Annotated in this window: 37 protein-coding genes; 1 reads left to right on the plus strand and 36 read right to left on the minus strand. The window is 68.9% G+C overall.

From position 1 onward, the window contains the following. Positions 1-6: 6 nt before the first annotated feature. From rpsK to rpsJ, 29 genes are all read right to left on the minus strand, one after another. Entirely contained in the window at positions 7-408 is a 402-nt protein-coding gene (rpsK, locus tag AC1DQC_RS03305) for a 30S ribosomal protein S11 (protein ID WP_055912186.1), read from the minus strand. Positions 409-468: 60 nt separating this feature from the next. Continuing rightward, positions 469-849: a 30S ribosomal protein S13 gene (rpsM, locus tag AC1DQC_RS03310; protein WP_456826461.1), complete on the minus strand. Its 381-nt coding sequence runs from the start codon at positions 847-849 to the stop codon at positions 469-471. Positions 850-1,035: 186 nt separating this feature from the next. Next, entirely contained in the window at positions 1,036-1,149 is a 114-nt protein-coding gene (gene rpmJ / locus AC1DQC_RS03315) for a 50S ribosomal protein L36 (RefSeq protein ID WP_013117849.1), read from the minus strand. Positions 1,150-1,216: 67 nt separating this feature from the next. After that, positions 1,217-1,438, minus strand: coding sequence for a translation initiation factor IF-1 (gene infA, locus AC1DQC_RS03320; protein ID WP_013770189.1), 222 nt, complete (start codon positions 1,436-1,438; stop codon positions 1,217-1,219). A gap of 301 nt (positions 1,439-1,739) precedes the next feature. Beyond that, a complete protein-coding gene (locus AC1DQC_RS03325) occupies positions 1,740-2,630 on the minus strand; it encodes an LPXTG cell wall anchor domain-containing protein (protein ID WP_477049806.1) in 891 nt (296 codons plus the stop codon). A 310-nt stretch (positions 2,631-2,940) separates the two neighbouring features. Beyond that, positions 2,941-3,783, minus strand: a complete 843-nt coding sequence (map, locus tag AC1DQC_RS03330) for a type I methionyl aminopeptidase (protein ID WP_477049807.1) — start codon at positions 3,781-3,783, stop codon at positions 2,941-2,943. A gap of 7 nt (positions 3,784-3,790) precedes the next feature. Then, positions 3,791-4,372, minus strand: a complete 582-nt coding sequence (locus tag AC1DQC_RS03335) for an adenylate kinase (RefSeq protein ID WP_477049808.1) — start codon at positions 4,370-4,372, stop codon at positions 3,791-3,793. After that, positions 4,369-5,664 (minus strand): preprotein translocase subunit SecY, encoded by a 1,296-nt coding sequence (gene secY, locus AC1DQC_RS03340; RefSeq protein ID WP_477049809.1) that lies wholly within the window; start codon positions 5,662-5,664, stop codon positions 4,369-4,371. The genes AC1DQC_RS03335 and secY overlap by 4 nt, the downstream gene beginning before the upstream one ends. Positions 5,665-5,825: 161 nt before the next feature. Next, positions 5,826-6,548: a 50S ribosomal protein L15 gene (gene rplO, locus AC1DQC_RS03345; RefSeq protein WP_477049810.1), complete on the minus strand. Its 723-nt coding sequence runs from the start codon at positions 6,546-6,548 to the stop codon at positions 5,826-5,828. Positions 6,549-6,550: 2 nt separating this feature from the next. Continuing rightward, complete coding sequence (gene rpmD / locus AC1DQC_RS03350) at positions 6,551-6,733, minus strand: 50S ribosomal protein L30 (protein ID WP_028045050.1); 183 nt, start codon at positions 6,731-6,733, stop codon at positions 6,551-6,553. After that, a complete protein-coding gene (gene rpsE, locus AC1DQC_RS03355; protein WP_477049811.1) occupies positions 6,733-7,404 on the minus strand; it encodes a 30S ribosomal protein S5 in 672 nt (223 codons plus the stop codon). Before rpsE ends, rpmD begins: the two co-directional genes overlap by 1 nt. Before the next feature lie 37 nt (positions 7,405-7,441). Continuing rightward, on the minus strand, positions 7,442-7,813 hold the full coding sequence (rplR, locus tag AC1DQC_RS03360; RefSeq protein ID WP_146927928.1) for a 50S ribosomal protein L18: 372 nt from the start codon (positions 7,811-7,813) through the stop codon (positions 7,442-7,444). A gap of 2 nt (positions 7,814-7,815) precedes the next feature. Continuing rightward, on the minus strand, positions 7,816-8,355 hold the full coding sequence (rplF, locus tag AC1DQC_RS03365) for a 50S ribosomal protein L6 (protein WP_477049812.1): 540 nt from the start codon (positions 8,353-8,355) through the stop codon (positions 7,816-7,818). A gap of 24 nt (positions 8,356-8,379) precedes the next feature. Further along, positions 8,380-8,778 (minus strand): 30S ribosomal protein S8, encoded by a 399-nt coding sequence (gene rpsH, locus AC1DQC_RS03370; protein WP_208212220.1) that lies wholly within the window; start codon positions 8,776-8,778, stop codon positions 8,380-8,382. A 77-nt stretch (positions 8,779-8,855) separates the two neighbouring features. After that, positions 8,856-9,041 (minus strand): type Z 30S ribosomal protein S14, encoded by a 186-nt coding sequence (locus AC1DQC_RS03375; RefSeq protein WP_028045055.1) that lies wholly within the window; start codon positions 9,039-9,041, stop codon positions 8,856-8,858. Between the two features lie 2 nt (positions 9,042-9,043). Then, positions 9,044-9,616 (minus strand): 50S ribosomal protein L5, encoded by a 573-nt coding sequence (gene rplE / locus AC1DQC_RS03380; RefSeq protein ID WP_477049813.1) that lies wholly within the window; start codon positions 9,614-9,616, stop codon positions 9,044-9,046. Beyond that, complete coding sequence (gene rplX / locus AC1DQC_RS03385) at positions 9,616-9,957, minus strand: 50S ribosomal protein L24 (protein WP_055912166.1); 342 nt, start codon at positions 9,955-9,957, stop codon at positions 9,616-9,618. The genes rplE and rplX overlap by 1 nt, the downstream gene beginning before the upstream one ends. Before the next feature lie 2 nt (positions 9,958-9,959). Continuing rightward, positions 9,960-10,328 carry a 50S ribosomal protein L14 gene (gene rplN, locus AC1DQC_RS03390; RefSeq protein WP_034625870.1) on the minus strand — a complete coding sequence of 123 codons (369 nt, stop codon included), beginning with the start codon at positions 10,326-10,328 and terminating at the stop codon, positions 9,960-9,962. 148 nt (positions 10,329-10,476) lie between these two features. Next, positions 10,477-10,770 (minus strand): 30S ribosomal protein S17, encoded by a 294-nt coding sequence (gene rpsQ, locus AC1DQC_RS03395; protein WP_477049814.1) that lies wholly within the window; start codon positions 10,768-10,770, stop codon positions 10,477-10,479. Between the two features lie 5 nt (positions 10,771-10,775). Beyond that, the gene (gene rpmC / locus AC1DQC_RS03400) at positions 10,776-11,015 is read right to left on the minus strand and encodes a 50S ribosomal protein L29 (RefSeq protein ID WP_055912162.1); all 240 of its coding nucleotides are present in this window, start codon (positions 11,013-11,015) and stop codon (positions 10,776-10,778) included. Continuing rightward, positions 11,015-11,431 (minus strand): 50S ribosomal protein L16, encoded by a 417-nt coding sequence (gene rplP / locus AC1DQC_RS03405; protein ID WP_055912160.1) that lies wholly within the window; start codon positions 11,429-11,431, stop codon positions 11,015-11,017. Before rplP ends, rpmC begins: the two co-directional genes overlap by 1 nt. A 3-nt stretch (positions 11,432-11,434) precedes the next feature. Next, the gene (rpsC, locus tag AC1DQC_RS03410; RefSeq protein WP_477049815.1) at positions 11,435-12,271 is read right to left on the minus strand and encodes a 30S ribosomal protein S3; all 837 of its coding nucleotides are present in this window, start codon (positions 12,269-12,271) and stop codon (positions 11,435-11,437) included. Then, positions 12,271-12,639, minus strand: a complete 369-nt coding sequence (rplV, locus tag AC1DQC_RS03415; protein ID WP_055912156.1) for a 50S ribosomal protein L22 — start codon at positions 12,637-12,639, stop codon at positions 12,271-12,273. Before rplV ends, rpsC begins: the two co-directional genes overlap by 1 nt. A gap of 56 nt (positions 12,640-12,695) precedes the next feature. Continuing rightward, the gene (gene rpsS / locus AC1DQC_RS03420; protein ID WP_028045064.1) at positions 12,696-12,977 is read right to left on the minus strand and encodes a 30S ribosomal protein S19; all 282 of its coding nucleotides are present in this window, start codon (positions 12,975-12,977) and stop codon (positions 12,696-12,698) included. A gap of 12 nt (positions 12,978-12,989) precedes the next feature. Beyond that, positions 12,990-13,829 carry a 50S ribosomal protein L2 gene (rplB, locus tag AC1DQC_RS03425; protein ID WP_055912153.1) on the minus strand — a complete coding sequence of 280 codons (840 nt, stop codon included), beginning with the start codon at positions 13,827-13,829 and terminating at the stop codon, positions 12,990-12,992. Between the two features lie 18 nt (positions 13,830-13,847). Continuing rightward, positions 13,848-14,150, minus strand: a complete 303-nt coding sequence (rplW, locus tag AC1DQC_RS03430; RefSeq protein WP_456826472.1) for a 50S ribosomal protein L23 — start codon at positions 14,148-14,150, stop codon at positions 13,848-13,850. Continuing rightward, positions 14,147-14,815 (minus strand): 50S ribosomal protein L4, encoded by a 669-nt coding sequence (gene rplD, locus AC1DQC_RS03435; protein ID WP_477049816.1) that lies wholly within the window; start codon positions 14,813-14,815, stop codon positions 14,147-14,149. Before rplD ends, rplW begins: the two co-directional genes overlap by 4 nt. Before the next feature lie 2 nt (positions 14,816-14,817). Continuing rightward, the gene (gene rplC / locus AC1DQC_RS03440; RefSeq protein WP_477049817.1) at positions 14,818-15,477 is read right to left on the minus strand and encodes a 50S ribosomal protein L3; all 660 of its coding nucleotides are present in this window, start codon (positions 15,475-15,477) and stop codon (positions 14,818-14,820) included. Between the two features lie 22 nt (positions 15,478-15,499). Next, the gene (gene rpsJ / locus AC1DQC_RS03445; protein WP_013117879.1) at positions 15,500-15,808 is read right to left on the minus strand and encodes a 30S ribosomal protein S10; all 309 of its coding nucleotides are present in this window, start codon (positions 15,806-15,808) and stop codon (positions 15,500-15,502) included. Between the two features lie 348 nt (positions 15,809-16,156). Between rpsJ and AC1DQC_RS03450 the strand changes: the two genes are divergently transcribed. Then, positions 16,157-16,552 carry a hypothetical protein gene (locus AC1DQC_RS03450; protein ID WP_477049818.1) on the plus strand — a complete coding sequence of 132 codons (396 nt, stop codon included), beginning with the start codon at positions 16,157-16,159 and terminating at the stop codon, positions 16,550-16,552. Positions 16,553-16,710: 158 nt separating this feature from the next. Here the strand turns inward: AC1DQC_RS03450 and AC1DQC_RS03455 are convergent, their stop codons facing one another. The 7 genes from AC1DQC_RS03455 to AC1DQC_RS03485 all read right to left on the minus strand — a co-directional run. Then, on the minus strand, positions 16,711-17,505 hold the full coding sequence (locus AC1DQC_RS03455; RefSeq protein WP_477049819.1) for a hypothetical protein: 795 nt from the start codon (positions 17,503-17,505) through the stop codon (positions 16,711-16,713). Between the two features lie 476 nt (positions 17,506-17,981). Next, entirely contained in the window at positions 17,982-19,175 is a 1,194-nt protein-coding gene (gene tuf / locus AC1DQC_RS03460; protein WP_477049820.1) for an elongation factor Tu, read from the minus strand. A 125-nt stretch (positions 19,176-19,300) separates the two neighbouring features. Then, on the minus strand, positions 19,301-21,403 hold the full coding sequence (gene fusA / locus AC1DQC_RS03465) for an elongation factor G (protein WP_477049821.1): 2,103 nt from the start codon (positions 21,401-21,403) through the stop codon (positions 19,301-19,303). 89 nt (positions 21,404-21,492) lie between these two features. Beyond that, the gene (gene rpsG / locus AC1DQC_RS03470) at positions 21,493-21,963 is read right to left on the minus strand and encodes a 30S ribosomal protein S7 (protein ID WP_028045072.1); all 471 of its coding nucleotides are present in this window, start codon (positions 21,961-21,963) and stop codon (positions 21,493-21,495) included. Next, positions 21,963-22,334 carry a 30S ribosomal protein S12 gene (gene rpsL / locus AC1DQC_RS03475; RefSeq protein WP_013770160.1) on the minus strand — a complete coding sequence of 124 codons (372 nt, stop codon included), beginning with the start codon at positions 22,332-22,334 and terminating at the stop codon, positions 21,963-21,965. Before rpsL ends, rpsG begins: the two co-directional genes overlap by 1 nt. 372 nt (positions 22,335-22,706) lie before the next feature. Beyond that, entirely contained in the window at positions 22,707-22,946 is a 240-nt protein-coding gene (locus AC1DQC_RS03480; protein ID WP_477049822.1) for a hypothetical protein, read from the minus strand. Positions 22,947-22,948: 2 nt separating this feature from the next. Further along, positions 22,949-23,740: hypothetical protein (locus AC1DQC_RS03485; RefSeq protein ID WP_477049823.1), on the minus strand; the 792-nt coding region annotated here is incomplete at its 5' end.

A 23,740-nucleotide genomic window follows, 5' to 3' on the forward strand; every position in this document is an offset into this window, starting at 1 on the left:
CGGAGATCAGACGCGGCGGCGCTTCGGCGGGCGGCAGCCGTTGTGCGCCTGGGGCGTCACGTCCTGGATCGAGCCGACCTCGAGGCCGGTCGCCTGGAGCGAGCGGATCGCGGTCTCACGGCCGGAGCCGGGGCCCTTGACGAAGACGTCGACCTTCTTCATGCCGTGCTCCTGGGCGCGACGAGCGGCCGCCTCGGCGGCGAGCTGCGCCGCGAAGGGGGTCGACTTGCGCGAGCCCTTGAAGCCCACCTGGCCCGACGAGGCCGACGCGATGACGGCGCCGGTCGGGTCGGTGATGGAGATGATCGTGTTGTTGAACGTGCTCTTGATGTGCGCCTGGCCGTGGGAGACGTTCTTCTTCTCCTTGCGGCGCGGCTTGCGCACGGCGGAACGGGTCTTGGGAGGCATTCTCTTCTTCTCTCGAGGTCTGATCGGCTTGCCCTGGCGCGCGGCGCCCGGGGCGGAGGGCTACTTGCGCCCGGCCTTCTTCTTGCCGGCCACGGTGCGCTTCGGGCCCTTGCGGGTCCGCGCGTTGGTCTTGGTGCGCTGACCGCGCACCGGAAGGCCACGGCGGTGGCGCAGGCCCTCGTAGCAGCCGATCTCGACCTTGCGGCGGATGTCCGCAGCGACCTCGCGGCGAAGGTCACCCTCGAGCTTGTAGCTGCCCTCGAGGTAGTCGCGGAGCGCGACGAGCTCGGCGTCGCCGAGGTCCTTCACGCGGATGTCCGGGCTGATGCCGGTCGCGGCCAGAGTTGCCTGGGCGCGGGTACGGCCGACCCCGTAGATGTAGGTGAGCGCGATCTCGAGCCGCTTCTCGCGGGGGAGGTCGACGCCGATAAGACGTGCCATGTGCCTGGTGGCTCCTGAACTGCATCGGAGGTCTGCCGCACTGCCCTCCCGCGTGCTGCGGGCCCCGGCCTCCGACCGAGGGTGCACCGGCGAGTGATCGCCGGAGTGGCTGTGCGCTTGCTGGTCCTCCGGAGAGGACCGGTGGTGCTGTCGAGCTGCTGGTCCGAGCGGACCGGCGTCAGGGCATCAGCCCTGGCGCTGCTTGTGGCGCAGGTTCTCGCAGATCACCTGGACGCGACCGTGCCGGCGGATCACCTTGCACTTGTCGCAGATCTTCTTGACGCTGGGCTTGACCTTCATCGCGTGTTCCTCCGCCGCCGTTCTTTCTCGGGTTCCCCCGAGGGATGACGGCGTGTTCGAGTGGTGATTACTTGTAGCGGTAGACGATCCGGCCACGGGACAGGTCGTACGGGCTCAGCTCGACCACGACCCGGTCCTCCGGGAGGATCCGGATGTAGTGCTGTCGCATCTTGCCCGAGATGTGGGCGAGAACCTTGTGGCCGTTGGTGAGCTCCACGCGGAACATCGCGTTCGGCAGAGCCTCCACGACGCTGCCCTCGATCTCGATGACACCGTCCTTCTTCGCCATATCCTCCGCTAACTGTCGGTCGTGTGGATCAGCCCACATCAACCGGTCCCACCCCGTCAGGGGCGGCGTCGGTCGCGGTGGGGCCTACGTGGGATTACGTGCGGGAACAGCGCGCCGTGGGATCGAGCAGTTTCACGAGTGTCTTCTGCGAGAACCGGGCGCACACCCAACGGACGATCTTACGCCATCAGGGCGTGAGGACGAAACCGTCCGAGCACAGCCGGGCGTGGGCTCGGCCACACATGGCCGCAGGGCCGCCCCCGAAGGAGGCGGCCCTGCGGCGGACCTCACGCGCTGCGCGTCACGCGGCTCGGCGTCGACGCAGCAGCAGCAGCGCCGCGCCGGCGAGCACCAGGACACCGGCGGCCAGCGCGACGGGGCCCACGGACGAGCCGGTCGCCGCGAGGACCGCGGAGCTGTCGCCACCCGCGGCCAGCACCTCCGAGTAGAACGTCGCGGTCGGGGTCGGCGTCGACGCCGCGGCCGCGACCGCCTCGACCGAAGGTGTCGCCGTCGGGGTGGGGGTCGGCGCCTGGGTCTCGAGCACCTCGCCGGTCGGGGGCGCCGGCGGCGGGGGCGCAGCCACCTGGGTGGCGGTGGGCGTCGGCGTCGCGGACGCCGTGGGCGTCGGCGTCGTCGACACGCTCGGCGTGGGGGTCGGCGTGGCCGACGGCGGGCACGGCACCGAGGCCGACGGGGTGGGCTTCGGCGTGGCGGGAGGCGTCGGCAGGACCGCACCACACTCCGGGACCGTCACCATCTGCCGCAGCTCCCAGTGCTCCGCGGCGAAGATCGGCGGGTGCCCGATGTAGTCCTTGGGGTACGAGGGCGCCTTGTTGTCGGTGAACACCGCCTCCGTGCCGTAGACCTGGTCCTCCTGCACGCCCCAGCCGTCACCACAGACGGTGAGGCCCTTGGGGACCGCGGCGCGGATCTCGTCGAGGGTCAGGTCCCGGTACGACGCGCCCGGCCACGTGGCCACGAGGTACTGCTGCGTCGAGTTCTCCCAGGACGCCGGCTTGCGCGGGTCCTTCTTCAGGTACACGTACGCGCCCGTCGCCTGCGGCTGGGCCTTCTGCTGCTGGTTCTGCTGCTGCCACTGCTGGCCGCCACGACCGCCGCGGTCGTGCGCCAGCGCCGGGCCTGCTCCGAGGGCGAGGAAGAGAGCCGCCACTCCCACGGCGGCGCTCATCCGCCGAGCAGGCCGGCCGAGACGGAGGTCGGGGATCAGGGAAGGTCGAACGCTGCGCTGCATGAGCCACCCATCGCATCAGTGCAGGCGCGCGCTGACCACGTGCCTGCCGGAGGCGGGCGCCCACCCTCCACCGCGCGGAACGTGCCGCGCGGGCCCCGGGGCGCCCGTGGCGGATCGTTCACCGCCGGGCAGGACCGTATCCGACAAACCGGTCATCCGCCGTCCGATTCGCCAGTTCAGGGGCGATTTGTGGACAACTGGACGCAGGTTCACCTAGATGGACGTACCGCCGGGTAACTCCGGTCGCTCACGTGAGGGGTGCGACGGTCACGCCGAGCCGCGCGAGCTCGGCAGCACCGCCGTCAGCCGCGGTCAGCACCCAGATCCCGTCCTCGAGGATCGCGACGGTGTGCTCCCAGTGCGACGCCCGCGAGCCGTCGTCCGTCACGACCGTCCAGTCGTCCTCGAGCACCTGCGTGTGCCGCTCGCCGCGGACCACCATGGGCTCGACGGCCACGCAGAGGCCCGGCCGCAGGCGGGGTCCCCGGTCGCGACGGCGGAAGTTCGGCACGTCGGGTGGCTGGTGCATGGCCGTCCCGATGCCGTGGCCCACGTACTCCTCGACCACGCCGTACCGCACGCCGCCGTTCAGGCCCGCGGCCTCGGCGGCGTCGACGACGTCCTCGACGGCCTCCCCCACGGCGCCCAGGCGCTCGGCGCCGGCGAGGGCCGCGATCCCGGCCCACATCGCCCGCTCGGTGGTCTCGGCCAGGGCGACGTCCTCGGGGTCGGCGCCGTCGAGCACGACCGTGATCGCGGAGTCGCCGTGCCAGCCGTCGACGATCGCGCCGCAGTCGATCGAGACGACGTCGCCGGGCTCGAGGACGCGCGGCCCGGGGATGCCGTGCACCACCTCGTCGTTCACCGAGACGCAGATCCGCGCCGGGTAGCCCTCGTAACCGAGGAACGACGGCAGCGCGCCGGCGGCCTCGATGACCGCGGAGGCGATGGAGTCCAGCTCCGCCGTGGTGACCCCGGCGACCGCCCGTTCCCGCACCGCCGCAAGGGCGTCGGCGACGACGAGGCCGGCACGCCGCATGAGCAGCACCTGCTCCGGCGTCTTGTACTCGATCCGTTCGCGACCGAACATGACGGCGTCAGCCGGCGGTGGTGGCGCCGATCGCCGCGACCAGGCGCTCGGTGACGTCGTCCACGTCGCCGATGCCGTCCACCTGCGCGAGCAGGCCACGGTCGGCGTAGACCTGCGCGATCGGGGCGGTCTCCTGGGCGTACACGTCGAGCCGGTGGCGGACCACGTGCTCGGTGTCGTCCTCGCGCCCCTCGATCTCGGCGCGCTTGAGCAGACGCCCCACGACGACCTCGGGGTCGGCCGTGATCTCGACCGCGAGGTCGAGCGTCAGGCCGGCGTCGGCGAGGATCTTCTCGAGCTCGGCCACCTGGGCCACGTTGCGCGGGTACCCGTCGAGCAGGAACCCGTCCGCGACGTCGTCCTGCGCGAGCCGGTCGCGCACCATCTCGTTGGTCACCGAGTCGGGGACGAGAGCGCCACGAGACGTGTACTCCTGCACCGTCTTGCCGAGCGGCGTGCCGCCCTTGATGTTGGCGCGGAAGATGTCGCCGGTCGAGATCGCCGGCACACCCAGGCGCTCGGCGAGCCGCGCGGCCTGGGTTCCCTTGCCCGCCCCCGGGGGGCCGAGCAGGACGAGGCGCGCGCTCACCGCAGGAACCCTTCGTAGTGCCGCTGCTGCAGCTGGGACTCGATCTGCTTGACCGTCTCCAGGCCGACGCCGACCACGATGAGGATCGAGGAGCCGCCGAACGGGATGTTCTGACCCACGCCGAGCACGATGAACGCGATCGTCGGGATGAGGGCCACGATGGCCAGGTAGATCGACCCGGGCGCGGTGATCCGCGAGATCACGTAGTCCAGGTACTCGGCCGTCGGCCGGCCGGCACGGATGCCCGGGATGAACCCGCCGTACTTCTTCATGTTGTCCGCGACCTCGTCCGGGTTGAACGTGATCGCCGTGTAGAAGTAGCAGAAGAAGATGATCAGGATGACGTACAGCGCGAGGTGCAGCGGCGCGCTGCTCTGCGCGAGGTAGCGCTGGATCCACTGGACCCACCCGGCCGTCGGGTCACCGAACTGGGCCAGCAGGCCCGGGACGGCGAGCAGCGACGACGCAAAGATGATCGGGATCACGCCGGCCATGTTGATCTTGATCGGGATGTACGTGCTCGAGCCGCCGTACATGCGCCGACCGACCATGCGCTTGGCGTACTGCACGGGGATGCGTCGCTGGGACTGCTCGACGAACACGACGAGCGCGATGACCAGGACGATGATCGCCATCACGATGATGAACTTCGAGATGCCGTTGTCGCCACCGGCGATCGACCACAGGGCGGTCGGGAAGCTCGCGGCGATCGACGTGAAGATGAGGAGCGACATGCCGTTGCCGACGCCGCGCTCGGTGATGAGCTCGCCGAGCCACATGATCAGGCCGGTACCGGCGGTCATGGTGATGACCATGATCAGGAGCACGTACCAGCTGTCGTTCGGGATGACGTCGACGGTGCAGCCGCTGAACAGCTGACCGGAGCGCGCGACCGTGATGATCGTCGTCGACTGCAGGACGGCCAGGCCGATGGTCAGGTACCGCGTGTACTGCGTGAGCTTCGCGGTGCCGGACTGGCCCTCCTTGTGGAGCTCCTCGAAACGAGGGATGACCACGCGGAGCAGCTGGATGATGATGCTCGCGGTGATGTACGGCATGATCCCGAGCGCGAACACCGAGAGCTGCAAGAGCGCGCCACCGCTGAACAGGTTCACGAGCCCCAGCAGGTCGTTGCCCTGGGACTGCTCGATACACGCCTGCACGTTCGGGTAGGAGACTCCCGGCGTCGGCAGGAACGAGCCGATGCGGAAGATCACCATGATCCCGATGGTGAAGAGCAGCTTGCGCCGCAGGTCGGGCGTTCGGAACGCCCGCACGAATGCGCTGAGCACCTGTCCTCCTGAGCGGCCGGAGCCGCGTCTCGTACGACCGGGTCATTCCGGTCGTGCCGCCTGCGTTACGTCGCAAGCACCGGGGCACCCTAACTGATGCTGGCGAACATATGGCAACGGGACCGGTGGGGAGCTATGACCCCACCGGTCCCGTCCTTCGATCAGTCCTGCGCGACGCTTCCGCCGGCCGCCACGATCGCGTCCTTCGCGGACGCCGAGTAGGCGTCGACCGCGACGGAGACCTTGACCGTGAGCTCGCCGGTGCCGAGCACCTTGACGGGCTGGCCCTTGCGGACCGCGCCCTTCGCCACGAGGTCGGCGACCGTCACGTCGCCACCGTTCGGGTACAGCGCCGAGAGCTTGTCCAGGTTGACCACCTGGTACTCGACACGGAACGGGTTCTTGAAGCCGCGCAGCTTCGGGAGGCGCATGTGCAGAGGCATCTGCCCACCCTCGAAGCGCGTCGGCACCTGGTAGCGGGCCTTGGTGCCCTTGGTGCCACGACCGGCCGTCTTGCCCTTGGACGCCTCGCCACGACCCACGCGGGTCTTGGCGGTCTTGGCGCCCGGGGCCGGACGGAGGTGGTGCACCTTGAGCGTGCCGCCGTTGCCGGGCTGCGCAGCGGCCTCGGCCGCCTTGGCCGCCGCGGCGGAGACCGTCTTCTTCGGCGCAGCAGCCTTGGGCTCGGCCTTGGGGGCCTTCGCCTTCGGTGCGGCCTCGGTCGTCGCCTCGGCCTTGTCGGCCTTCGTCGACGCAACCTTCGCCTTGGTCGCCTTGGGAGCGGACTCCGTGTCAGCGGCCTTCTTCGCGGGAGCCTTCTTGGCGGCGGCCTTCTTGGGGGCCGTCACCTCGTCGGTGCCCTTCTCGTTCTTCTCGTCTGCCATGGTCACTCCACCTCTTCGACCGCGACAAGGTGCGTCACCGTCTTGACCATGCCGCGGATCTCAGGACGGTCCTCCTTGACGACGACGTCGCCGATCCGCTTGAGGCCGAGGGTGCGCAGGGTGTCGCGCTGGTTCTGCTTGCCGCCGATGCCAGAACGCGTCTGGGTCACCTTGAGTCGAGCCATCACGCACCTGCCTTCGAGCCCGCCGCTGCGGCCAGGCCAGCAGCCTGGGCACGGAGGAGGGCAGCCGGGACGACGTGCTCGACCGGGAGCCCGCGGCGCGCAGCCACAGCCTCGGGACGCTCGAGACCCTTGAGGGCCGCGACCGTGGCGTGCACGATGTTGATCGCGTTCGACGAACCGAGCGACTTGCTCAGGACGTCGTGGATGCCGGCGCACTCGAGAACGGCGCGCACCGGGCCACCGGCGATCACACCGGTACCCGGCGAGGCCGGACGCAGGAAGACGACACCGGCAGCGGCCTCACCCTGGATGGGGTGCGGGATGGTGCCCTGGATGCGCGGGACCTTGAAGAAGTTCTTCTTGGCCTCCTCGACGCCCTTGGCGATCGCCGCGGGCACCTCCTTGGCCTTCCCGTAGCCGACACCCACGGTGCCGTCGCCGTCGCCGACCACGACGAGCGCGGTGAAGCTGAAGCGGCGGCCGCCCTTGACGACCTTGGCCACGCGGTTGATCGTCACGACGCGCTCGAGGAACGCGCTCTTCTCTGCGGCGTCGCGTCCGCGACCGCCACCGCCGTCACGGCCACGACCGCCGTCGCGGCGGTCACCGCCGCCGCCGGCCCCGGTGCCGCCCGCAGGCGCGCCGGTGTTGCTGCGCTGAGGAGCAGCCATCAGATTGTCCTCTTCTTCGTCTGGAAGGTCGTGGTCGTCACAGCTTCAGCCCACCCTCGCGGGCGCCGTCAGCCACCGCGGCGACACGGCCGTGGTACTTGTTGCCGCCGCGGTCGAAGACCACGGCGTCCAGGCCGGCAGCCTTCGCACGCTCGGCGATGAGCTCGCCGACCTTGCGGGCCTTGGCAGTCTTGTCGTCGTTCGACCCACGCAGGTCGGCCTCGAGGGTCGACGCGGAGACGAGGGTCTGGCCGATGCCGTCGTCCACGACCTGCGCCGTGATGTGCCGGGCGGACCGGGTCACGACGAGACGGGGACGCGCAGCCGAACCCGCGACCTTCTTGCGAAGGCGGAGGTGACGACGCTGGCGGGCAACACGCTTGCCCTTGCCGAGGATCTTGAGAGCCATGGTTACTTACCGGCCTTTCCGACCTTGCGGCGCACGTTCTCGCCCGCGTACCGGACGCCCTTGCCCTTGTACGGCTCGGGCTTGCGGATCTTGCGGATGTTCGCGGCGACCTCGCCGACCTGCTGCTTGTCGATGCCCTGCACCGAGAAGCGCGTGGGTGCCTCGACGACGAACGTGATGCCCGCCGGCGGGTTGACCGTGACGGGGTGGCTGAAGCCGAGCGCGAACTCGAGGTCCTCGCCCTTCGCCGTCACGCGGTAACCGGTACCGACGATCTCGAGCTTCTTGACGTAGCCCTCGGTCACGCCGATGACGAGGTTCGCCAGCAGCGTGCGCGTGAGGCCGTGCAGCGAGCGCGAGGCGCGCTCGTCGTCGGGGCGGGTGACCACGAGGGCACCTGCCTCGTCGCGCGCCACCTCGATGGGTGCGGGGATCGTGTGGGTCAGGGTGCCCTTGGGGCCCTTGACCGTCACGACTCCACCGTTGATGTTGACGTCCACGCCGGTGGGGACCGGGACGGGGACTCTGCCGATTCGGGACATGGCTAGCTCCTTTCCGTCTCGGACTTACCAGACGTAGGCGAGGACTTCCCCACCCACGCCCTTCTTGGCGGCCTGCTTGTCGGTGAGGAGACCGGAGGACGTGGACAGGATCGCCACGCCGAGGCCGCCGAGCACCTTGGGCAGGTTGGTCGACTTGGCGTACACGCGCAGGCCCGGCTTGGACACGCGCTTGACGCCGGCGAGCGCACGCTCGCGGTTCGGGCCGTACTTGAGCTCGATGATGAGGTTCTTGCCGACGACGGCGTCCTCAACCTTCCAGCCCGCGATGTAACCCTCCGCCTGGAGGATCTCCGCGATGTGCGACTTCAGTTTCGAGAACGGGATCAGCACGGTGTCGTGGTGAGCCGAGTTCGCGTTACGCAGCCGCGTGAGCAGGTCTGCGATGGGGTCGGTCATGGTCATGGGGCTTGAGCCCTTCCTCGCCGGGGTATCCCGCCCCCGAAGGGGCTGGACCTACCGACGTTCGTGTTGCTCGGGAATTACCAGCTGCTCTTGGTGACGCCGGGAAGCTCGCCGCGGTGGGCCATCTCGCGCACGCAGATCCGGCACAGGCCGAACTTGCGGTACACCGAGTGGGGCCGGCCGCAACGCTGGCAGCGCGTGTAGCCACGCACCGCGAACTTCGGCTTGGCAGCAGCCTTGTTCTTGAGGGCAGTCTTCGCCATGGTCAGATCTCCTTGAACGGGAAGCCGAGGAGCTTGAGGAAAGCGCGACCCTCGTCGTCGGTGTCGGCCGTCGTGACGACCGTGATGTCCATCCCGCGGACCCGGTCGATGCGGTCCTGGTCGATCTCGTGGAACACGGACTGCTCCACGAGGCCGAAGGTGTAGTTGCCGTGACCGTCGAACTGCTGCGGCGAGAGGCCACGGAAGTCGCGGATGCGCGGCAGCGCGGTGGAGAGCAGGCGGTCCAGGAACTCCCAGGCACGGTCGCCACGCAGGGTGACGTGGGCGCCGATGGGCATTCCCTCACGCAGCTTGAACTGCGCGATCGACTTGCGAGCCTTGGTGACCTGCGGCTTCTGGCCCGTGATCTGGGTCAGGTCGCGGATCGCGCCCTCGATGAGCTTGGAGTCCTTGGCGGCCTCGCCGACGCCCATGTTCACGACGACCTTCACCAGGCGCGCGACCTGGTTGATGTTCTCGTGACCGAACTGCTCGAAGAGCGCGGTCTTGATCTCGTCGTTGTACTTGGACTTCAGGCGCGGCAGCGCCGGAGCCGTGAGAGTGGTCTCGGTCATCAGATGTCCTTACCGGAGCGCTTGGCGACGCGGACCCGAACGGTGCGGGTACGGCCGTCGCGCTCGACCTGCTCGGTGCGGTAGCCGACCCGGGTGCCCTTCTTGGTCTCCGGGTCCACGAGCATCACGTTGCTGATGTGGATGGGCGCCTCGATGGTCTCGATGCCGCCGGTGCGCGTACCGCGCTGCGTCTGGCCGGCCTTGACGTGCTTGGTGACACGCTGGACACCCTCCACGACGAGGCGCTGCGACTCGACGAGGACCTCGAGCACACGGCCCTGCTGTCCCTTGTCGCGGCCGGAGATGACGACCACGAGGTCGCCCTTCTTGATCTTCGCCATGGTCAGAGCACCTCCGGCGCCAGCGAGATGATCTTCATGAACTTCTTGTCGCGGAGCTCGCGGCCCACCGGGCCGAAGATGCGCGTGCCACGGGGCTCCCCGTCGTTCTTGAGGATCACTGCGGCGTTCTCGTCGAACTTGATGTACGAACCGTCCGGACGGCGGCGCTCCTTGCGGGTGCGCACGATGACAGCCTTGACGACGTCGCCCTTCTTGACGTTGCCGCCGGGGATGGCGTCCTTGACGGTGGCGACGATGACGTCACCGATGCCTGCGTAGCGACGGCCGGAGCCGCCGAGCACACGGATGCAAAGGATCTCCTTCGCACCAGTGTTGTCGGCGACACGAAGTCGCGACTCCTGCTGGATCATTACCTACTCCTGTCGTCTGGCGGGTTCTCGGATCGGGTCGAGCCGAGCCTGGCCGAACGGATAGTTGCCGTGATGCACACGTCGCGCCGGGTGTCGTCCTGGTGAACGGCACCCGGCGCCCGTGGGCAACTGGGGGTCGTGCTAGGGCTTACTTGGCCTTCTCGAGGACCTCGACCAGGCGCCACCGCTTGGTGGCGCTCAGCGGCCGGGTCTCCATGATGAGCACGAGGTCGCCCACGCCCGCCGAGCCGAGCTCGTCGTGCGCCTTGACCTTGCTCGTCCGCCGGATGACCTTGCCGTAGAGCGGGTGCTTGACCCGGTCCTCGACCTCGACCACGACGGTCTTCTGCATCTTGTCGCTGACCACGTAGCCGCGGCGCGTCTTGCGGTCGCCGCGCTTGTCAGCGATCGCCGTCGTCTTCTCGTTCTTCTCGTCAGTCATCGCTATCACTCGCTCGCGCTCGGGGCGGTACGGATGCCGAGCTCGCGCTCACGCAGGATCGTGTAGATCCGCGCGATGTCGCGGCGGACGGCCTTGAGACGCCCGTGGCTCTCGAGCTGACCGGTCGCCGACTGGAAGCGGAGGTTGAACAGCTCCTCCTTGGACTTCTTCAGCTCGGCGACAAGCTTCTCGTCGTCGAAGGTGTCCAGCTCGCTGGGAGCCAGTTCCTTGGTGCCGATAGTCATCAGTTACCACCCTCGCGAACCACAAAACGTGTCTTCATCGGGAGCTTGTGCTGCGCGCGGCGCATGGCCTCGCGAGCCAGGGGCTCCGGGACGCCGGCGAGCTCGAAGAGAACTCGGCCGGGCTTGACGTTGGCGATCCACCACTCGGGCGAACCCTTGCCGGAACCCATGCGGGTCTCGGCAGGCTTCTTCGTGAGGGGGCGGTCCGGGTAGATGTTGATCCAGACCTTCCCTCCACGCTTGATGTGGCGGGTCATGGCGATACGAGCAGCCTCGATCTGCCGGTTGGTGACGTAGGCCGGCTCGAGAGCCTGGATGCCGTACTCACCGAAGGAGATCGCGGTACCACCGGTCGCGGCGCCGGAGCGCCCCGGGTGGTGCTGCTTGCGGTGCTTCAGCCTGCGCGGGATAAGCACGGCTCAGGCCTCCGTTCCGCTGTCAGTGGCCGGGGTCTCCGCGGGAGCGGAGGCGGCCTCGGTTGCCTCAGGAGCGTCGGCACGGTCGCGACGGGGAGCGCCGCCGGCCCGGGGGCCACGGTCGCTGCGCTCGCCACGGTCCGTACGCGGGCCACGAGCCGGGCGCGGGGCCTGGGTCGCCTGCTCGCGAGCGAACTCCTTCTCGGTCATGTCGCCCTTGTAGACCCACACCTTGACGCCGATGCGCCCGAAGGTGGTGCGAGCCTCGAAGAAGCCGTAGTCGATGTTCGCGCGGAGGGTGTGCAGGGGCACACGGCCCTCGCGGTAGAACTCCGTGCGGCTCATCTCCGCGCCACCGAGGCGGCCGGAGACCTGCACGCGGATGCCCTTGGCACCGGCGCGCTGGGCCGACTGGATGCCCTTGCGCATGGCACGGCGGAACGAGACGCGGCTCGCCAGCTGCTCGGCGATGCCCTGGGCGACCAGCTGAGCCTCGATCTCGGCGTTCTTGACCTCGAGGATGTTCAGCTGGACCTGCTTGCCCGTGAGCTTCTCGAGCTCGCCGCGGATGCGGTCGGCCTCCGCGCCACGACGCCCGATGACGATGCCCGGGCGGGCGGTGTGGATGTCGACGCGGACGCGGTCACGCGTGCGCTCGATCTCGACCTTGGCGATGCCGGCACGCTCGAGGCCCGTGGCCATGAGCTTGCGGATCTTGACGTCCTCGCCGACGTAGTCGCGGTAGCGCTGACCCGGCTTCGTCGAGTCGGCGAACCAACGCGAGCGGTGGTCGGTCGTGATGCCCAGGCGGTACCCGAGCGGGTTGACTTTCTGTCCCACTATCGGGCCCGTCCCTTCGTCTCGCGCTCAGCGACGACCACGGTGATGTGGCTCGTCCGCTTGAGGATCTGGCTGGCCCGACCCTGCGCTCGCGGACGGAACCGCTTGAGCGTCGGACCCTCGTCGACGAACACCTCGGAGATGTAGAGGTCCGCCTCGTCCAGACGCTCGTTCGACCGCTTGGCGGTCTCCCGAGCGTTGGCGATCGCGCTCTCCACAACCTTGAGCACCGTCTCCCCCGCGGCCTGCGGCGCAAACTTCAGCACCGCCACGGCCTCGCCGGCCTGCTTGCCACGGATGAGGTCCACGACGCGCCGGGCCTTCTGGGGCGTGACGCGGACGAACCGCGCCTTCGCCTTGGCTTCCATTGCTGTCCTGCCTTCTTGTCTCTGCCGGTGAGGGCGTCGCCTGGCTGACCCGGGGGTCAGCGGCGACGGCCCTTCCGGTCGTCCTTCTCGTGGCCGCGGAACGTCCGCGTCGGGGCGAACTCGCCGAGCTTGTGCCCGACCATCGACTCCGTCACGAACACCGGGGTGTGCTTGCGTCCGTCGTGCACAGCGAACGTGTGGCCGAGGAAGTCCGGCGTGATGACCGAACGGCGCGACCACGTCTTGATGACGTTCTTCGTGCCGGCGGTGTTCTGGACGTCGACCTTCTTCTGCAGGTGACCGTCGACGAACGGGCCCTTCTTCAGGCTACGTGGCATCTCAGGCTCCTATCAGCGCTTGTTCTTGCCGGTGCGCCGACGGCGCACGATGAGCTTGTCGCTCGGCTTGTTCGGACGACGGGTACGGCCCTCGGCCTGGCCCCACGGGCTGACGGGGTGACGTCCACCGGACGTCTTGCCCTCGCCACCACCGTGCGGGTGGTCGATCGGGTTCATGGCGACACCACGGACGGTCGGGCGCTTGCCCTTCCAGCGCATGCGGCCGGCCTTGCCCCAGTTGATGTTCGACTGCTCGGCGTTGCCCACCTCGCCGACCGTGGCGCGGCAGCGCAGGTCGACGTTGCGGATCTCACCGGACGGCATGCGCAGCTGGGCGTAGGGGCCGTCCTTGGCGACGAGCTGCACGGACGCACCAGCCGAACGGGCGATCTTCGCACCGCCACCGGGCCGCAGCTCGATGGCGTGGATGACCGTACCGGTCGGGATGTTGCGCAGCGGCAGGTTGTTGCCGGGCTTGATGTCGGCGCCGGGGCCGTTCTCGATGCGGTCACCCTGCGACAGCTTGTTCGGCGCGATGATGTAGCGCTTCTCGCCGTCGGCGTAGTGCAGCAGCGCGATGCGGGCGGTGCGGTTGGGGTCGTACTCGATGTGAGCGACCTTGGCCGGCACGCCGTCCTTGTCATGGCGACGGAAGTCGATGACGCGGTACGCACGCTTGTGACCGCCACCCTGGTGGCGCGTGGTGATGCGACCCGTGGAGTTACGGCCGCCCGTCTTGTGGAGGGGACGGACGAGCGACTTCTCCGGAGTGGAGCGCGTGATCTCGACGAAGTCGGCGACGCTGGAGCCACGACGGCCCGGCGTGGTCGGCTTGTACTTGCGGATTCCCATGAGTTCTCAGTCCTTCGCTCAGCCGACCGGACCACCGAAGATGTCGATCGTGCCCTCGCGGAGGGTGACGATCGCACGCTTCGTGTTCTTGCGGCGGCCGATGCCGAAACGGGTCCGACGGGCCTTGCCCTGACGGTTCGCGGTGTTGACCGAGTCGACCTTGACGCCGAAGACCTGCTCGACGGCAATCTTGATCTCGGTCTTGTTCGCCCGCGGGTCGACGAGGAAGGTGTACTTCCCCTCGTCGAGCAGGCCATAGCTCTTCTCGGAGACGACCGGCGCGATCAGGATGTCGCGCGGGTTCTTGCCGATGTCGGTCACTTGGCATCGTCCTTCGCGTCGGCGGCGCCCTTGACAGGCCCCGCGAGGAACGCGTCGAGCGCGCCCTGCGTGAACACGACGTCGTCCGAGATCAGGACGTCGTAGGTGTTGAGCTGGTCAGCGACCAGCAGGTGCACCCGCTCGACGTTCCGCAGCGACTTCCACGTGATCTCGTCCTGACGCTCGACGACGACCAGCACGTTCTTGCGGCCCGACAGGTTGTCGAGCACAGCGAGAGCGGACCGGGTCGACGGCGCGGTGCCCGGGGCGAAGCCCGAGACGACGTGCACGCGGCCGGCGCGGGCGCGGTCCGAGAGAGCACCGCGGAGCGCCGCGGCCTTCATCTTCTTGGGGGTGCGCTGCGAGTAGTCACGCGGGGTGGGGCCGTGGACGACGCCACCACCGGCGAACTGCGGAGCACGCGTCGAACCCTGACGAGCGCGGCCGGTGCCCTTCTGCTTGTACGGCTTGCGCCCACCACCGCGCACCTCGCCACGAGACTTCGTGTCGTGGGTGCCCTGGCGTGCCGCCGCGAGCTGCGCGACGACGACCTGGTGGATCAGCGGGATGTTGGTCTGCACGTCGAAGACGTCCGCGGGCAGGTCGGCGGAGCCGGCCTTCTTGCCCTCGGCGTCGACCACGTCGACAGTCAGCGTGTCACTCATGGTCACGCCCCCTTCACAGCGGAACGCACGACCACGACGCCACCCTTGGGGCCGGGAACGGCACCCTTGACGAGGATGAGACCCCGCTCGACGTCGACCGCGTGCACGGTCAGGTTCTGGGTGGTCTGGCGGTCCACGCCCATGCGACCGGCCATCTTGATGCCCTTGAACACGCGCGACGGCGTCGAAGCGCCACCGATCGAGCCGGGCTTGCGGTGGTTGCGGTGCGCACCGTGCGAGGCGCCGACGCCGTGGAAGCCGTGACGCTTCATGACACCGGCGGTGCCCTTGCCCTTGGTGGTGCCGATGACGTCCACGAGCGAGCCGGCCTCGAAGAGGGCGGCCGTGAGCTCCTGGCCGAGCGTGAACTCGGAGGCGTTCGGCGTGCGGATCTCGGCCACGTGCCGGCGCGGCGTGACGCCGGCCTTCTCGAAGTGGCCCTTCAGCGGCTTGGTGACCTTGCGCGGGTCGATCTGGCCGTGGGCCAGCTGGACCGCGGCGTAGCCGTCAGCGTCAGCGGAGCGCACCTGGGTCACGACGTTCGTGCCGACAGCGACGACGGTGACCGGGACGAGACGACCGTTGTCGTCCCACACCTGGGTCATGCCGATCTTCGTGCCGAGCAGGGCCGTGACTGCGCGCTCGTTCTGCTGGGTAACCATAGAAATCAGTTCCTTCCCAGCGTCAGAGCTTGATCTCGATGTTCACGTCCGCAGGCAGGTCGAGACGCATGAGCGAGTCGACGGCCTTCGGCGTGGGATCGATGATGTCGATGAGCCGCTTGTGAGTACGCATCTCGAAGTGCTCGCGGCTGTCCTTGTACTTGTGGGGCGACCGGATGACGCAGAACACGTTCTTCTCCGTCGGCAGCGGCACCGGACCCACGACCGACGCACCAGCGCGAGTCACCGTGTCGACGATCTTGCGCGCCGAGCTGTCGATGACTTCGTGGTCGTAGGACTTGAGCCTGATGCGGATCTTCTGTCCCGCCATGGCGCTTCTACTTCCCTCTGTTTGGAACCGGCCCGTCCGACCCCCGCACTCGGGCGTGTCGCTTGGCGCGACACACCGCCCTGCTGCGTACCGTGTCCGGCACAAGATCGGTGGTTGTTGTCGGGCGTCAACCACCGGGTGATCCCGGGGTCCAGACGCCGTCCACGTGTGCGAGCCCCGTCGTGTGCAGCGCGCGCGAGCACGCCGCCCTCGACTAGGCAACCTGAACAGTGTGCCAGAGTGCGCCGCGGAACTCCAATCGCCTGGGTCACACCCCGCCCCGACTTCCGCGTGATCTCGCGCACAGGCACCGGGCCCGGGCCGCTCCGCACCCGCTAGGTTCGGGCCATGCACCGTCTGCACGTCCGGCTCGTCGGCGTCGCCGCGGTCGTGCTCGTGCTCGGCGCGTGCACGGCCCCGCCCGCTCCCCCGGAGCCGAGCGCCTCCCCCGCGCCGAGCACCGCGCCCCTGCCGACGTCGTCCGCGCACGCGCCGACCGTCACGCCGGTTCCCGCCGCCACGCCCGCGAGCACGTCTCCTTCGCCGACCCCGTCGCCCGGCGAACCGTGCGACCCGGCGGACGGGTCCCCCGACTGCACGGACGCGACCGGCATGGAGGGCGGCGGCTTCCGGTACGTCGAGGGGTACGCCGACTGTCTCGCGACCTTCGGCGCCGAGGAGGCCGACGGCCTGTGCTTCGACCTCGACGGCGACGGCGTCGCCGGCTACCCCGACTCGGGCTGAGGCCAACGGCGCCGCCGGCTGCCCCGAACCCCCACGCTCACTGCCCACCGCCAGCCGCTCGCGGACGGGCGGTCGCGGCTCCCGGTCGTCTTCGTGGCGCCAGTAACTTCGGGCGCCACCGCGTGCAACGGGCGCCGCCGACGACGAGGCGCATCTCCTCAGACGGGTCTGAGGCCGTGCTGGGCCAGGTGCGACGCGAACCGTCGGCGGTCCATCGCGACGTCCCATGTCCACCGGGCGACCCGGACGCCGGCGGCCCGCAAACGATCCTCGCGGGCCTTCTCGGCCCAGAGGCGGTCCTCGAGCGGGCGGCCGTCCTCCACGCCGTCGAGCCGGTACTTCACACGCCCGTCGAACTCGCCGGCCAGGCCCAGCTCCGGCCACCAGAAGTCCACGCGGCCGATCACCCCGTGGCCGTCTCCGAGCTTCTGCTGCAGGACGGGGCGTGGGACACCGATCTCGATCATCCGGCCTCGACTGAGCGACTCGCCCACCGACTCGGCACGGCCGTCCGCGTGCTCGACGACGCGCCGGGCCGCGCGGACGCCGGACACGCGCCCGAGCTCGGCGACGGTCGCCGCCAGCTCTGCTGCCGTCACCAGCCGACGCCGGAGCGCGTCGTCGGCGGCAGCAAGACCGGAGACGAAGGTTGCGCTACGCGCCACGTCGACCACCGTGCGCGCACATCCGGTCACCACGCAGCCGTCCAGCTCGACGGCTCGCGGCTCCGACGTCGTCCACCGGCGGACGGTCCCCGGCTTCGACCGGYCGCCGCTGCGTCTCGGGGTGAGGACCTCGACGGGGCGGGCTCGGGCGCCGATGAGCGGGAGACCCCAGATCGCTGCGGCCGACGCGTGCGAGAAGACGGATCCCGGCATGTCGTCGGCGGCCGCCCGGACCACGAGCCGGTGGCGCTCGTTGTCGGTCGCACGGTGCCACGCGTCTGCTCCCACGTAGTGCCCTCGTCGGATCCGGACGAGCGATCCGGCCTCGACCTCCCGAGCCAACCGTCCCGCAGACAGTCCGACGGATCGCGCATCACGGGCGTGGAAGGAGTCCCGCCCCAGGAGCTCGGCAAGGTCGTCGTCGGTCTCCACACGCGCAGGCTGCCACGCGAGCCCCACCCGTGAACGGCCCCCTCCACAGGAGACGGACCTGCGACCCGTCCATGGCGGCAGCCGACCGCCGGAGCCCCGGGATCCGTCAGGAAGATCCGGGGCGGCGGGTCGTCCGTGGCGCCAGCCAGGCGCCGCGGCGCCCGGAGCACCGGGAGCCGCGACGAACACCGGGCGCCGTCGGCGAGAGGAGCCGGCCGGGGCCCGGCACGGGCGGGCCGCGTGCACCCGTCCGGTCGCTCAGGCATGCAGAAGGGCCCGGGAGCCGAAGCTCCCGGGCCCTTCCGCAGATCAGCTGCCCCGAGGGGCGAGCATCACTTGATGATCTTGATGACCTTGCCCGAGCCGACGGTGCGGCCACCCTCGCGGATGGCGAAGCCGAGGCCCTCCTCCATCGCGATGGGCTGGATGAGGTTCACGTGGATCTCGGTGTTGTCGCCGGGCATGACCATCTCGGTGCCCTCAGGCAGCGTGATGACGCCGGTGACGTCGGTGGTGCGGAAGTAGAACTGGGGGCGGTAGTTCCCGTAGAACGGGTTGTGACGGCCACCCTCGTCCTTGGCCAGGATGTAGACCTGGCCCTCGAACTCGGTGTGCGGCGTGATCGAGCCGGGCTTGACGACGACCTGGCCGCGCTCGACCTCCTCGCGCTTCGTGCCACGCAAGAGCAGACCGACGTTCTCGCCGGCCTCGGCGTAGTCGAGCAGCTTGCGGAACATCTCGACGCCGGTGACCGTGGTCTTGATCGCCTTCTCCTTGATGCCGACGATCTCCACCTCCTCGTTCACCTTGAGCTTGCCGCGCTCCACGCGACCGGTGACGACGGTGCCACGACCGGTGATCGTGAAGACGTCCTCGATCGGCATGAGGAACGGCTTGTCGATGTCGCGCACCGGGTCCGGCACGTTCTCGTCGACAGCCTCGAGCAGGTCCTCGACGGACTTGACCCAGATCGGGTCGCCCTCGAGCGCCTTCAGGCCGGAGACGCGCACGACGGGGACGTCGTCGCCGTCGAAGCCCTGGGCCGAGAGGAGCTCGCGCACCTCGACCTCGACGAGCTCCAGGATCTCCTCGTCGTCGACCATGTCGGTCTTGTTCAGCGCGACGAGCAGGTAGGGCACGCCGACCTGACGGGCGAGCAGGACGTGCTCACGCGTCTGGGCCATCGGGCCGTCGGTCGCCGCGACCACGAGGATGGCGCCGTCCATCTGCGCCGCGCCCGTGATCATGTTCTTGATGTAGTCCGCGTGACCCGGAGCATCGACGTGAGCGTAGTGACGCTTCTCCGTCTGGTACTCCACGTGCGCGATGTTGATGGTGATACCGCGCTGCTTCTCCTCGGGCGCCTTGTCGATCTCGTCGAAAGGCGTGAAGGGGTTCAGGTCGGGGTACTTGTCGTGCAGCACCTTCGAGATGGCCGCCGTCAGCGTCGTCTTGCCGTGGTCGACGTGGCCGATGGTGCCGATGTTGACGTGCGGCTTCGTCCGCTCGAACTTCGCCTTGCCCACTGGGTGTCCTCCTCAGGACTTGGTAGAGATTGGCCGACGTACTGCGGCTACCGGACGGTAGCCGCTTGACGCGGCGTCCTACGGGTCGGTTTGTGTGATGGAACTACAGGGTTCGACCTGTGGGACTACTCGCCCCGGGTCTTCTTGATGATTTCCTCGGCAACGTTCCGAGGAACCTCGGCGTAGCTGTCGAACTGCATCGAGTACACCGCGCGACCCTGGGTCTTCGACCGCAGGTCACCGACGTACCCGAACATCTCCGAGAGGGGGACCGTCGCGCGGATGACCTTCACGCCGGTCGCGTCCTCCATGGCAAGGATCATGCCGCGGCGCGAGTTGATGTCGCCGATGACGTCACCCATGTACTCCTCAGGAGTACGGACCTCGACGGCCATGACCGGCTCCAGCAGAACCGGGTCGGCCTTGCGGACCGCTTCCTTGAGGATCATCGAGCCCGCGATCTTGAACGCCATCTCCGAGGAGTCGACGTCGTGCGCGGCACCGTCGAGCAGGATCGCCTTGACGCCCACGAGCGGGAAGCCCGCGAGGACGCCGAGCTGCATCGCGCTCTGGATGCCGGCGTCGACCGACGGGATGTACTCGCGCGGGATGCGGCCACCGGTGACCTTGTTCGAGAACTCGTACAGCTCGCCCTCGGCGGGGTCCAGGGGCTCGAAGGTCATCTGGACCTTCGCGTACTGGCCCGAGCCACCGGTCTGCTTCTTGTGCACGTAGTCGATCTTCTCGACCGAGCGACGGATCGTCTCGCGGTACGCGACCTGCGGCTTGCCGACGTTGGCCTCGACCTTGAACTCGCGACGCATGCGGTCGACGAGGATGTCGAGGTGGAGCTCGCCCATGCCGCCGATGACGGTCTGGCCGGTCTCCTCGTCGTGCTTGACGCGGAAGGTCGGGTCCTCCTCGGCCAGCTTCTGGATGGCCACGGAGAGCTTCTCCTGGTCACCCTTCGTCTTCGGCTCGATGGCGACGTCGATCACCGGCTCCGGGAAGGTCATCGACTCGAGCACCACGGGGTGCTGCGGGTCGCTCAGGGTGTCACCCGTGGTGACGTCCTTGAGCCCGATGAACGCGTAGATGTGACCCGCCGTGGCGTCGTCGACCGGGTTCTCCTTGTTGGAGTGCATCTGGAAGAGCTTCCCGATGCGCTCCTTCTTGTTCTTGGTCGAGTTGAGCACCTGGGCGCCCTGCGACACCTTGCCCGAGTACACCCGGACGTAGGTGAGCTTGCCGAAGAACGGGTGCGACGCGACCTTGAACGCGAGGGCCGAGAACGGCTCCGTCGAGTCGGGGTGACGCTCGACGACGAGCTCGGGGTCCTTCATGTCGTGGCCCTCGACAGCCGGGACGTCCAGGGGGGTCGGCAGGTAGTCGATGACGGCGTCGAGCATGGGCTGGACGCCCTTGTTCTTGAACGCCGAGCCGCACAGGACCGGGTACGCCTCGGACTTGACCGTGAGCTGGCGGATGCCGGCCTTGATCTCGGCCTCGGTCAGCTCCTCGCCCCCGAGGAACTTCTCGAGCAGCTCGTCGGACGTCTCGGCGACGGCCTCGAGGAGCTCGGCGCGGTACTGCTCCGCCTTCTCCACCAGGTCGGCCGGGATGTCCTCGACCTCGTACTTCTCGCCCAGGGCGGTCTCGCCGCGCCAGACGAGGGCACGCATGGTGACCAGGTCGACGACGCCGATGAAGTCGTTCTCCGCGCCGATGGGCAGCTGGATGACCAGCGGCTTGGCCTTGAGACGGTCGACGATCGTCTTCACCGTGAAGTAGAAGTCGGCGCCGAGCTTGTCCATCTTGTTGACGAAGCAGATGCGCGGCACGTCGTACTTGTCGGCCTGGCGCCAGACGGTCTCCGACTGGGGCTCGACGCCCTCCTTGCCGTCGAAGACGGCAACGGCGCCGTCGAGGACGCGCAGCGAGCGCTCGACCTCGACCGTGAAGTCCACGTGGCCCGGGGTGTCGATGATGTTGATCTGGTTGTCGTGCCAGTAGCAGGTCGTCGCGGCGGACGTGATCGTGATGCCGCGCTCCTGCTCCTGCTCCATCCAGTCCATCGTCGACGCGCCGTCGTGCGTCTCACCGATCTTGTAGTTGACCCCGGTGTAGAACAGGATCCGCTCGGTGGTCGTCGTCTTGCCGGCATCGATGTGAGCCATGATGCCGATGTTGCGGACCTTCGTGAGGTCCGTCAGCACATCCAGTGCCACGTGAGTTGCCCCTTGTCGGTTGGCTTGGGTGGCGCCACCGGCCCGGTCCGAGGATCGGACCGGCGGCGCAGCGCCCGTGGGTGCCGGGATTACCAGCGGTAGTGCGCGAAGGCCTTGTTGGACTCGGCCATCTTGTGCATGTCCTCGCGACGCTTCACCGCGGCACCGAGGCCGTTGGACGCGTCGAGGATCTCGTTCATGAGGCGCTCGGTCATCGTCTTCTCGCGACGAGCGCGCGAGTAGTCGGTGAGCCAGCGCAGCGCGAGCGTCGTCTGGCGGACGGGGCGCACCTCGACGGGGACCTGGTAGGTCGCACCACCGACGCGGCGCGAACGCACCTCGAGCGACGGGCGGACGTTGTCCAGCGCGCGCTTGAGCACGACGACCGGGTCGCCCTGCGTCTTCTCACGAACACCCTCGAGGGCGCCGTAGACGATGTGCTCCGCGACGGACTTCTTGCCGTCGAGCAGGACCTTGTTGATCAGCTGCGTGACGACCGGCGACCCGTACACGGGGTCGATGACGAGCGGCCGCTTGGGGGCCGGACCCTTGCGAGGCATCAGCCCACCTTCTTCGCGCCGTAGCGGCTACGCGCCTGCTTGCGGTTCTTGACGCCCTGCGTGTCGAGCGCGCCACGGACGATCTTGTAGCGGACACCGGGGAGGTCCTTCACGCGGCCACCGCGCACGAGCACGATGGAGTGCTCCTGCAGGTTGTGACCGACACCGGGGATGTACGCGGTGACCTCGACCTGGCTCGAGAGGCGCACGCGCGCGACCTTGCGGAGAGCCGAGTTCGGCTTCTTCGGGGTCGTGGTGTAGACGCGGGTGCACACACCGCGTCGCTGGGGGGAGCCCTTCAGGGCAGGCGTCTTCGACTTGTTCGTCTTCGCCTGCCGGCCCTTGCGGACCAGCTGCTGGATCGTAGGCACTACGTCTCCGTCTGTTGGATGAATCTCTGGTCGACCGGCACCCGTCACCCTGGACGGCCGGCATGGTCGGGGTTCGTCGCCCGTCGCGCGACTACCCCGGAGGTCGTACGTCCCGCACCGACCCCCGCGCCCGGGCGTGTCGCCCCGGTCCTCCGCACCGCGATCCGCAAGGTTGCCTTGGCGGAGAGACGGCGCGGTGGGGGAAACCACCCGATGCTCCCGGACCCGCCCATCCCAGAACGGGAGGCGTCCACCGAGTGCATGCGCGAGAGCCCGACGGCGCGGGCACGGTGTCCTACGTTACCCGGCGCCCGGAAGGGCGTCAAAGCGATGTCGCCCACACTGGGCGCGAGGAGAACCGCCGCACTGCCCTCAGGAGTAGAACCGCGCGTCCTCCGGCCATGTTCCCGAGCTGCTCCAGAGCCGGTAGACCTTCGAGAAGACCCAGCGGGCGTAGGTCGGTCGATCGGTGGCCTGCTCGACGTACCACGAGTCGACGTCGTCGACCGGCACCACGAGGACGCCGTGCACCTCGCTCGGCGACGGCCCGAACGCATATCGCACGACGCTCGGGTCCTCGCTCAGCTTCTTCCCGTACGCCATCCCCGCCACGGCTACTCCCCTCGGCTCTCGCGCAGACGCTTCTCCCAGTTGGCGACCTGGTTCGCCGCCGCGTGCGCGTCCTCGTACGTCGATCCCGGGTGAGCACGAGCGTAGGCGGACTCCTCGATCTCGTGTCGGAGCAGCAGCCGGTCGAGATCGGTTCCCTCGCCGCTGCGCAGCCTGACGAACGCCTCGGCCATGTCCTCGCTGGCGTCGAACCGCCCGACCCAGGGGTCGCCGTACGCCGTCCCCAGGATGTGCTCGTCGTGCAGGACGTGCTGGAGCGCACGCTCCACGTCGTGCGGCGCGAGGTCGGGATTGTGGCGCGCGATGTCTGCCGCGAGGTCGGCGTCGCGCCGGAAGAGGTCGTAGGTCTGGTCCGCCCACTCGCTCGCGCGACTGGGTGACGACGGGCGCGGACGGTACGTGCCGCCCGAGTGCTGCATCGACGGCGTCCGCGGTGCGTCGGGGGCCTTGGCGCCGGGGAGCTTGGCGCGCACGCCGGAGGCCAGGCGGCGCAGCACGTCCTGCAACGCCTCGAGCAGGTTCTTCAACGACTTCGCCGACGAGATCACGTCCGTGACCGACCTGCCGACCTTCGTCGCCAACGACGACACCCGGGTCGAGACCTGCCCCACGATCACCGGCGTGGCCAACCCCAACGTGAACACCGCCTCGGCCGCCCACGAGATGATCGACCCCACCAGCGACGCCAACGTGTCCCGCACCAGGTCGTGCACCACCTGCACCACCATCGCGCACGTCTTCAGCGCCCCACCGATCGCCGACGCCGACCCACCCGT

It is taken from the genome of Cellulomonas sp. P4_H12, assembly GCF_056400905.1.